The sequence below is a fragment of the Acetoanaerobium noterae genome, from assembly GCF_900168025.1.
In the GTDB taxonomy this organism is placed as follows: domain Bacteria; phylum Bacillota; class Clostridia; order Peptostreptococcales; family Filifactoraceae; genus Acetoanaerobium; species Acetoanaerobium noterae.
The window spans coordinates 1-8,966 of record NZ_FUYN01000014.1 but is presented as its reverse complement, the minus strand read 5'-3'; the positions used below and the strand labels follow the sequence as shown (position 1 = coordinate 8,966).

Here is an 8,966-nt window from a genome sequence, read left to right as displayed (position 1 = left end):
GCCTAGTCGAATAAGCCAGTGACGTTATACGAGTGGCAAGTTCGTATACAGGAATAAAATATATAAAATATTACTTCTATTATATATAATATGATTTTTTGTGTCAAACAGCTAATCAAATGATATTATAAAATTAAAAAGCAATTTATATCAGAATAAGGTATTGAGAGGGGAATGATTATGGAAATAATTATAAAAATAATTATAGAAATATTAAATGAATTAATGACTTATAAAGTTATAGCTGGTATATCACTAGGGATATTATCGGGCATTTTAATTGATGTGAAAAATCAATTTAATAGCTACTATAATGAGTTAACGCCATTTTACGAATTTGTAGAAGAACTTTATATAAAAATAAGATTTCATAATATGGATATAGAAAATTGTGTAAATAAAATAGCAAAAGATGAAAACTTTATAAAAGTATTACCAAATTATTTTAGGTATGCTATTTATAAAAAGAAATATGATAGTATAGAAGCAATAATAGTGATTACATATTTAAATAAGATAAATAGAAATTATAATTTTATCTCTAATAAATACATAAATATTTTTTCTATGTTATTTATAAATATTTTTTCAATATGTTTATTTATGATTTCACTTATTGGGATTCCATCATTTATTTTCTCTTCTGTATCTGAAGAAATATATAAAAAAATAGCTATAACTGATAACATAAATATAATTTATTTGAATATGGCACTATTAATAATAGCTGTATTATTTTACGTTATTTTTATAAGTCCTATATTAGTAAGAAAATTTCTAGATAATATTCTAAATTATAATTATAACAAAGATTTAGAGAAAGATTACGTAAAACAACTAAATAAATTCGTTAAAAAATACAATAAATTAAAAAAGAAAGAATACAAACTACATTTAGATAGGGAGCATAAAGAATCTGAAGGAGAATAGTAATGAATTTTGTTTTTATGATTGGTAAAGTTATTTCGAAACCATATATATTATCATCAAATAATATTCAAAAGGCAACTTCATATTTTTCTATAGAAGTAGAAATGAATGAACCAAAAAGTAGTTATAGAATCGATAAATTTTCTATAGTTGCATATGGAGCATTAGCTATTTATATAAAGGAAAATTTAATAATAGGGGACACTTTGGTTTTAAAAGGTTATTTAAAAAATAGAGAATTAAAAAATAGTGGTAATTCAAAAAGAACAATAACTGAAATTGTTGCAGAGCATATTAGAATTATAAAAAACAGTGACGAATCCACTAAGAACAAACCTTTTAAGATTATAAAATATGATGATGATATTCCTGAGTTTCTTAGAGTTAATTCTGATCCTGAATGGAAAAGAACACTTGATGAAGCACCTTATTAATTCAATTAAGAAGAATAGTATAAAGCTATTCTTTTTTTATTTCTGTTTTATATTTATAGCTATACCGAAAAGTATACATTTAGATATAGTGAAATAATTCTACTAATTTTATACCTAAATGTTGCAAGTATTTACTTTTTTGTATACAATTAATTAGAGATACATTTAGATATAATTTGAAGGGAGTACTATTATGGGGAAACAAATTAGAAATGATGAAAAAACATCTTTCCAATCATGGTATGAAAATTATGTTTTAAAAAATGAATTATTAGAAAAAAATAATACTGAAGACTATAAAAAAGGTAGTCAGAGTAGTTGGAAAAAAATTCATGAGATAGCAATAGGTGTTCCACCAGAAATACTTCAGGAAAAATTTGAAACTATATTTAAAACTATTGATTCTCTTATATTGAGAATTGATAAAGATTCAAATTATACCCATGAAGAAAAAGGAATTTTACTTGAAGGGTTAGTATTATCGATGCTGCACAATCATGAATTTGCGAACCAGATAATAATACACCAGAGAACGCAGATTGGCATAGATAGAAAAAATGCCCAAAAGAAAAATTCTCTATACTCTCTTTATAAGGATGATAAGTAAATGGCTGTATATGGATATAATAGAGTTTCTACAAAAGAGCAGCACCTTGACAGGGGTGTAATAAATATAGAAAAATTCTGTAAAGAGAATGGATATGAGCTAAAAAAAATATATCAAGATAAACAAAGTGGAAGGGACTTCAACCGAGAGCGATATATTGTTATGAAAGAGGATGTACTTAGACCAGGGGATATTTTAATCATTCCAGAACTTGATAGAATAGGCAGAAACAAGCAAGAAATTATGGATGAATTTCTTTATTATAAAGTGAATGATATAAGGATAATGATATTAAATCTACCTCACACACTTATGAATTTTAAGGCAATGGCTGGATCAGATGAAATTGCAAAAGGATTCTTAGACATTATTAACAACTTGCTTTTAGATGTTTTTTCATGGTTAGCTGAAAGTGAACTTACTACTAAAAAGAAAAGGCAAAAAGAAGGTATTGAAGCTATGAAGAAACGTGGAGAGTGGCATATTTATGGCAGACCTAGAAAAGTTTCTATAGAAAAATTTGCTGAAGAGTACAAACGAGTTGAAAAAGGTGAAATTAAAGATACTCACTTAGCTAGAGAATTAGGGCTGTCAAATAACACTTATTTTAAATATAAACGTGAACTAAAAAAAGGGTCGAGTTGACCCTTTTTTATAGTTTCTTTTTTAGTAATTCAAAATATTTTTTTAAATGATTTTCAGCATAATCATTAGCTCTTTTTTCCATTGGAATAGCGTTATATTCTTTATTAAGTTCAACATAATAAGATTTTTGTAAATTAGGATTATATTTTGCCTTATTTCTTTTTCTAGCATATTCTCTTTTAAAATGTACATCTTCTTGATGCCATAAATAAGGTTTTTTTTCTAGTTCTTCGAAATGTATCCAGTGCCCAAATTCATGTAGAATTAAATATAGAGAAAAAGCTAAATAAAGTTCAGAAGGTGAATTGATATTTAATATTGAATTAATTTTTTCAGTAGTAATATCGTGGCTTATTAAATCATACTGTCTATAAGTTTCTTTTACAACATCAATAGATGAATAAGGGAAAAAGATTTTACCACTTTCACTCACATAACTTTCTTTGTTTTTTAAGGTGTTATATTTATTTCTTTCATTTTCATCTGAAATAGTATATAAATATACTAAAAATTCAGGGAATCTACCTTCTTCTAACCTATAAAAGCCTATTGGAATGTTGTTGGTATTAATTTCACTGATTATTTTTTTTAGTGTCATATAAACCCCTTCTTTCTATTAAAATTAAAAATTACCATATAATGTAACTCAATAATTTTCCTGAAGACCAAGAGCAGCTCAAAACAGTGAGATACATTAAAAGAAATTTATCAAATAAAGAAATGTTTGATCTGGATATCTAATGAATTTTTTATTTCCATAATCCTCTATATATAAATCTATTCTGCCATCGGATCTTTTATTAGCGTATAATGTTGCAAGTTTCAATTTTGGTTCTTCATTTCCCTCTCGATATGGAAATGTGTTAAATAAACTAAAAGAATTACCTTCTTTATTAATAGAAGGGTCGAGTTCTTTTATTAGTTCGTACAACAAGTTAGCATTAAAATACATATCATCTTCAGATTTAGATTCTTTAAACCTATCACCCAGTAATCCCATTTTTAAAGTTCCTTTCTAAAGGTATAAAACTATTAAGCTTCTTCTAAAATGTCTTATACCTTAAAATAATGTCTTTAATTTAAGCTATTTCTGTAGTTTTTTTTAATTTAGGTTTCCAGATTGGAACATTAATTTCTTTATGAATTTCTCTATTCATATTTCTATATTGAAGTATCTTTTGATCTTCTTTTTCAATTCCTACCATACCACATTCTTCACTAAAATGGTATTTACTAAAATCAAGTAAATCTAAAGCAATAGGATTTTTGCCTTGTCTTAGTACCAAAATTTTATTTATATCCCATCTCATTATCTCCTCAACTTTTAACATATCCCTTTCCATTAATTTTTTTCCTTCTTCACCTTCTATGGTTAGAGCAGTTTTATATTTTAAGTCATGAGTAATTATAGTTTCTGTACCTATTTTTTTATTTATTACTTCTGCTGTAGAAGGATTATTTGTAGATAAATAAAGCCAATTTCCGATATTAGTTTTTATAGTATTACTACCATGTATTCCATATATATCTAATTGCTCTAATGATTGTACTATTAAAGTATATAGAATTCCTCTTCCTGCACCTATGGTTATTTTCTGAGGAAAGTCAGGTTGAACAGGCGAGTTTCCAAATTCATCATAGAGCATATGAACAGTTTTAGGTAATCTACTACCATTCTTAATAGCATAATTAGATAGGATTTGATATAGCTGAGTAAAATATATAGTTGCAAGTGGATGCCTAGTTGTTTTTTCATCAGGCAGGATTATAAATAAAGCTGTTTTTTCTCTCCCGATTGCTTCCATGTCATGATCTTGTTTACTACACATAGTTTCTATAGTTGCATCAGTAAATAATCTTAAAGCAGCCATCGCATTTGTAAACATACTAGGTCTTAAATTCCCTTTTGAAGAAAAGGCTGTATATAAAACTTTTTTAGCAGGGTGAGAAGATGGTAATCCTCTAACTACATGATCTAAATAAAAACTTCCAGTTTCATCACTCATACAATGTATTACTTCGATTAAGCTAGACATATTTATTTGTTCTTCTTTTTCTGCTTGAGTACATAAGATTATTATTGCCCCTGCAACTATTGATTGAGCACCTTCTTTAAATATAGCACTATCTGAATCATATAATCCTATAGGACATATAATAGATGCTAAATCAAATGCACATTCCACAGCTAAAGATTTTTCATTTTTCTTAAATAAATTATTTATTATATATAAAGGATTCCAATAATTAGATTTTAATGGTTCTCTAAAATCTATGCAAATTATATTATATCCTTTATCTTTTAGATACGGATAGGTAATAAGGTAATTCTCACCTTTAGGATCATTGATAACCATAGATTCACCTGCTGAAGCAACATTCATTATAGTTTCTAATAGTAACTTTCTTGTCTTTCCTGAGCGAGTAGCAGCTATAATTAAATTGTGTACATCTCCACAATCAAAATATCCTTTATAGGGTTTTTCATCTTTTATTTCAATTCCAAGCATTTGACCACCTTTATTTATTTCTGATTTAAAATCCCACTCTGTTACAGTTTTTTTAAATTCTTTATGTGTAAGCCATCTTGTAGAACCATGTTGGTTACTTTCTATATCCAGTTCTGGAATAATAAGATATCTAAAAAAAGCAACTAATACTATAGATTGTCCGAAGTACATTATTTCTTTAAATAAATAAAAGTTTAAGAAATCATTTATATATGTCAATTTAGGTGGGCTATCTTTTCCAACTAAACAGAAAATAAAGAAAAATGAGCTAATAAAAAGTATTTCCATACCTATCAAAGCAGGATATCTCTTTAAAAATCTTTTTTTAAGTGTCATAGTTCACCTCTATGCTATTTGTATGATATCAAGGTCAGTATTTAAAGTTTTTTTGATATCATCATTTGTAAATGTATTAGTAGATTTATTTATAATCAACTTGATATAAGGGATTTTTATTATTTCACTTTTTCGTGCCATATGGAAAATATCAAAATCCTCCTCTATGACATAGTAAGATGAAATTGTAAGTTCATTTGATAAGTCCTTGAAAAGTTCATCCGATTTTAAATCAATTACAACCTTACTGTATTTAGTTAAGAGTTTTCTAATAATCGTTTTTAATTCCTGAGAAGAAATATTTGGATTCACAGAGTATATATTAAGTTTATTAAATTCAAAGTAATCAGCTATAATCAAAGTTTCTCTAAGATATGTTTCAATAGATTCATGTCCTGATAATTTTATAAAGCTCATGTTTGTATCTATAACACAAGTATTTTCATAATGATTTAAAATGTTATATGATAAAGTAGATATTCCTTGCAAACTAAAGTCTGAGTATAAAGCTACTACTTTGTCATTGCTGAAATATTCCACATTGCAATCATCTAAAAAATCTATATTTTTGCTTAAAATATTCATATTGTTTTTTCTTATCTTTTCTTTAATATTAAACTTAGGTAATTTTGGAATTTTAGGGATATTTATTTTTATATCTTTTTTTTCACTTTTACTTTCTTTTTTTTCAGAATCATTGATTTTTTCATGTGATTCAATATCACAACTCTCTACAACTACATTTTCAACAACCTTTTTTTCGTCTATCAAAATTTTCTTCTTACTTTTTTTATCTTCTATATTCCCTTTAATTTCATCCTTTTTTTCTGAAATTTTTTCTAAAAAAGATTTACCTTTTTCTACTTCTTTATTTTCAATTTCTAAATTTAAATTACCTACTTTTAGCATTTCAAAATCGTTATTATGATATTTCTTTTCAAACAGAGTTACAATAATATGAATATCTGGATTTATCGCTTTATAATTATTTAAAGCATTTGTAAATTCAGCATCCGTATTCAATACATAATAATCTACAACTAAACAAGTTATGTTTTTTAATTTAAATATTTTTTCTATTTCTCTTTGCACATTAAATCTTGTATCGACATATTGAGTATAATGAAAGTCAAACATTGTAAAATGATTTTCAACTAGTATTTGATAAATAGCCTCTCTTCCAATGTATGCTATATTCATTCTTTCTGGTCTATTCATTTAACTTACTCCTTCCTAATTTAAAATATTGTGATTCCTATTTTATGGCCAGAAAAACTCCTAGCCATAAAACCGAATCACATAATAAATGTATCTCATTGTTTTGAGCTACTCCTGGTCTTCAGGGAAATTTATGAAGTACATTTTTAATCCCATACAGCAGAGAAATTCTTGGAGCCAGTTACTACAGTATTAATATCCCACCAACCATTTTTTTTACTGTACGCAGGATCAGTTACATAAACCTCTACTTTACCGTTGGTTTCTCGAATACCGTTTATAACTACAAAATGCCCTCTACCACCGTATAAATCTGTTTTATTTCTTCCTAGAACGCTAGTTACAATATGTCCTTTATTAAGATGATTCACTAATTTATCAGTCTGATTAAATGCAAAGAAATCAGATTTTAAACCATATTCTTTAGCTGCAACTACCATTGCATTGTGTGCTGTCCCTGCATCAAAGCGAAGATTCTTTTTATAAAAAAGTTCTCCCATAGTATAGGGATCAATAGAAGTATCATTTTTCAAAGTAGAAAAAACTATAGCAGCTGCTGTAGGACCGCATCCAGACCAAGTATACGTATTAGTCTTAGTTTTAGTTCCTCTTCCATAAACCTTTTGCGACCAATAACCCTTTGCTTGATTATAATAATTTACTGTAGTTATATTTTCTCCTTCAACTATTTCAGGCAATTCAGTGCTATCTATGTCTTCCTCTGGTGAGTTCTCTTCTCCTACATATATTTCATGTAACTGCCATGACATATACTCTGCACCTTGAGCAGATTTTTTGAAATTATCTTTTAAATAGTACTTTTCAAATTCAGTATCATTAAAATCTCTAGTTTTGCATACTACATAACCTACTAGGATAGTATAAGAGCCACCATCACTGTCATATCGTGTTTCCCATCTTTTACTCGTTTTTATATCAATAAAAGTATTACCAATTTCTCTTACTTTTTTTTCTTCTATTTTTTTTCTAAAGTTTTGCTGAATTCTTATAGTGTCAACAGTCATTAAATCTTGCCAATCCAAATCAAATGTATCAGTTACATTAATTTCAGAACAATCACTTAAACTTTCTATGGCATCCTCTAACTTTGGTGGTTTATCCTCTTCATGAACTAAAGTAACTATTTCTTGATATTTTGTAATTCTATCCCACTGTTCAAGTACTTTTTTACTGTTTTCTCCTCCAAATAATGTAGATACAGCATTATCCATTATTATTGATGGTATTCCTGCTATTTGCCAGTGAATTAAGAATAGTAGTAAACTTATTAAAGTAACGATAATTAAACTAGCTACTAATATTGCTCTTACTAATTGCTTCATAATACACCTATGATATTTCTTTTAGTATAAAATCTGGTATTACATTTACCAATTTAGTTTTATAATTTCCAAAAATAGCAAGACAATTAGATTGAGTGGCACTTGCTAATAATTCTACTTCCTTATCATTTAAATCAAATACTCGTTTCGAGTCTATAAGTCCTTGAGTATTCTGTGCAAATACAAACTTATATACTGCACTGCTTAGAATAGCTTTTCCTTCTTCTAACAAATCCTCTTTTAAATAGTCTGTAGTGGCTTGAGTAATTGTCATTAAACCACCATCGTATTTTCTTATCATTTTGCTAAGATTTTTAAATTCAGTTGCTATAATCTTAGTACTAAGAATTTTATGAAGTTCATCACAAACTATTCTTAAAAATGTGTGTTTATCTGAAGGTAAATTTTTATTTTTCATTCTATTAATAACACACTCATGCCAAAGCCTTTCCATGAGTAGATAATATTGTGATGTTAGAATTCTAGTATCAAGATTTCTAAGCTCGAAAATATCAAATACTGTAAATTTTTTTAGTTGTGGAAAATTAGATATATTGTTCCAAATGTGAGCATCAGCACCTACACTTATAGGTTGAATTATCGTTTCTATTTGATTTAACAGATTTTTCTTAAAGTCATCTTCTTCTACTTTTTTTAAATCTACAAGGTACTTGTAATAATCTTTTATAAAAAATTGAGGAAATTGTTTCAACTTAGCTAAGTCCATGTCTATATTCATTCCTTTACTTTCATAAAATGAATATAAGGTACTTGAAATTGTTGATAATTGATAATCATCAAAGTTAGCGTAGCAATTCAGCCATTTTTCTATATGCTTAATGTGTACCGACAATGGCGGTACTTGTACGGATGTAACTTCATCATCATCAGTTCCATTCATGCTATATTCTAGGAAGATTTCAAATGGATTCATAGTGTATTT

The 8,966-nt window shown here is 27.1% G+C and carries 10 protein-coding genes; 4 read left to right on the top strand and 6 right to left on the bottom strand.

What is annotated here, in order from left to right:
- Window positions 1–180: 180 nt before the first annotated feature.
- The 4 genes from B5X47_RS13510 to B5X47_RS13495 all read left to right on the top strand — a co-directional run bounded on the left by B5X47_RS13510 (window position 181) and on the right by B5X47_RS13495 (window position 2,616).
- The gene (locus B5X47_RS13510; RefSeq protein WP_079590835.1) at window positions 181–930 is read left to right on the top strand and encodes a hypothetical protein; all 750 of its coding nucleotides are present in this window, start codon (window positions 181–183) and stop codon (window positions 928–930) included.
- A gap of 2 nt (window positions 931–932) precedes the next feature.
- Complete coding sequence (locus B5X47_RS13505; protein WP_159446490.1) at window positions 933–1,364, top strand: single-stranded DNA-binding protein; 432 nt, start codon at window positions 933–935, stop codon at window positions 1,362–1,364.
- Between the two features lie 193 nt (window positions 1,365–1,557).
- Window positions 1,558–1,971, top strand: coding sequence for a hypothetical protein (locus B5X47_RS13500; protein ID WP_079590831.1), 414 nt, complete (start codon window positions 1,558–1,560; stop codon window positions 1,969–1,971).
- A complete protein-coding gene (locus tag B5X47_RS13495; RefSeq protein WP_079590829.1) occupies window positions 1,972–2,616 on the top strand; it encodes a recombinase family protein in 645 nt (214 codons plus the stop codon).
- A 7-nt stretch (window positions 2,617–2,623) separates the two neighbouring features.
- On the opposite strand, the gene B5X47_RS13490 is transcribed toward B5X47_RS13495, so the two are convergent.
- The 6 genes from B5X47_RS13490 to B5X47_RS13835 form a co-directional block, all read right to left on the bottom strand.
- Entirely contained in the window at window positions 2,624–3,214 is a 591-nt protein-coding gene (locus tag B5X47_RS13490; protein ID WP_079590827.1) for a hypothetical protein, read from the bottom strand.
- Between the two features lie 96 nt (window positions 3,215–3,310).
- Complete coding sequence (locus tag B5X47_RS13485) at window positions 3,311–3,616, bottom strand: hypothetical protein (RefSeq protein WP_079590825.1); 306 nt, start codon at window positions 3,614–3,616, stop codon at window positions 3,311–3,313.
- A gap of 79 nt (window positions 3,617–3,695) precedes the next feature.
- Window positions 3,696–5,462 (bottom strand): VirD4-like conjugal transfer protein, CD1115 family, encoded by a 1,767-nt coding sequence (locus B5X47_RS13480; protein WP_079590823.1) that lies wholly within the window; start codon window positions 5,460–5,462, stop codon window positions 3,696–3,698.
- Between the two features lie 9 nt (window positions 5,463–5,471).
- The gene (locus B5X47_RS13475) at window positions 5,472–6,680 is read right to left on the bottom strand and encodes a hypothetical protein (protein WP_079590821.1); all 1,209 of its coding nucleotides are present in this window, start codon (window positions 6,678–6,680) and stop codon (window positions 5,472–5,474) included.
- A 146-nt stretch (window positions 6,681–6,826) separates the two neighbouring features.
- Window positions 6,827–8,023: a C39 family peptidase gene (locus B5X47_RS13470; RefSeq protein WP_079590819.1), complete on the bottom strand. Its 1,197-nt coding sequence runs from the start codon at window positions 8,021–8,023 to the stop codon at window positions 6,827–6,829.
- A 7-nt stretch (window positions 8,024–8,030) separates the two neighbouring features.
- A partial coding sequence (locus B5X47_RS13835) for a TraG/VirB4 family ATPase (protein WP_159446489.1) occupies window positions 8,031–8,966 on the bottom strand: 936 nt, incomplete at its 5' end.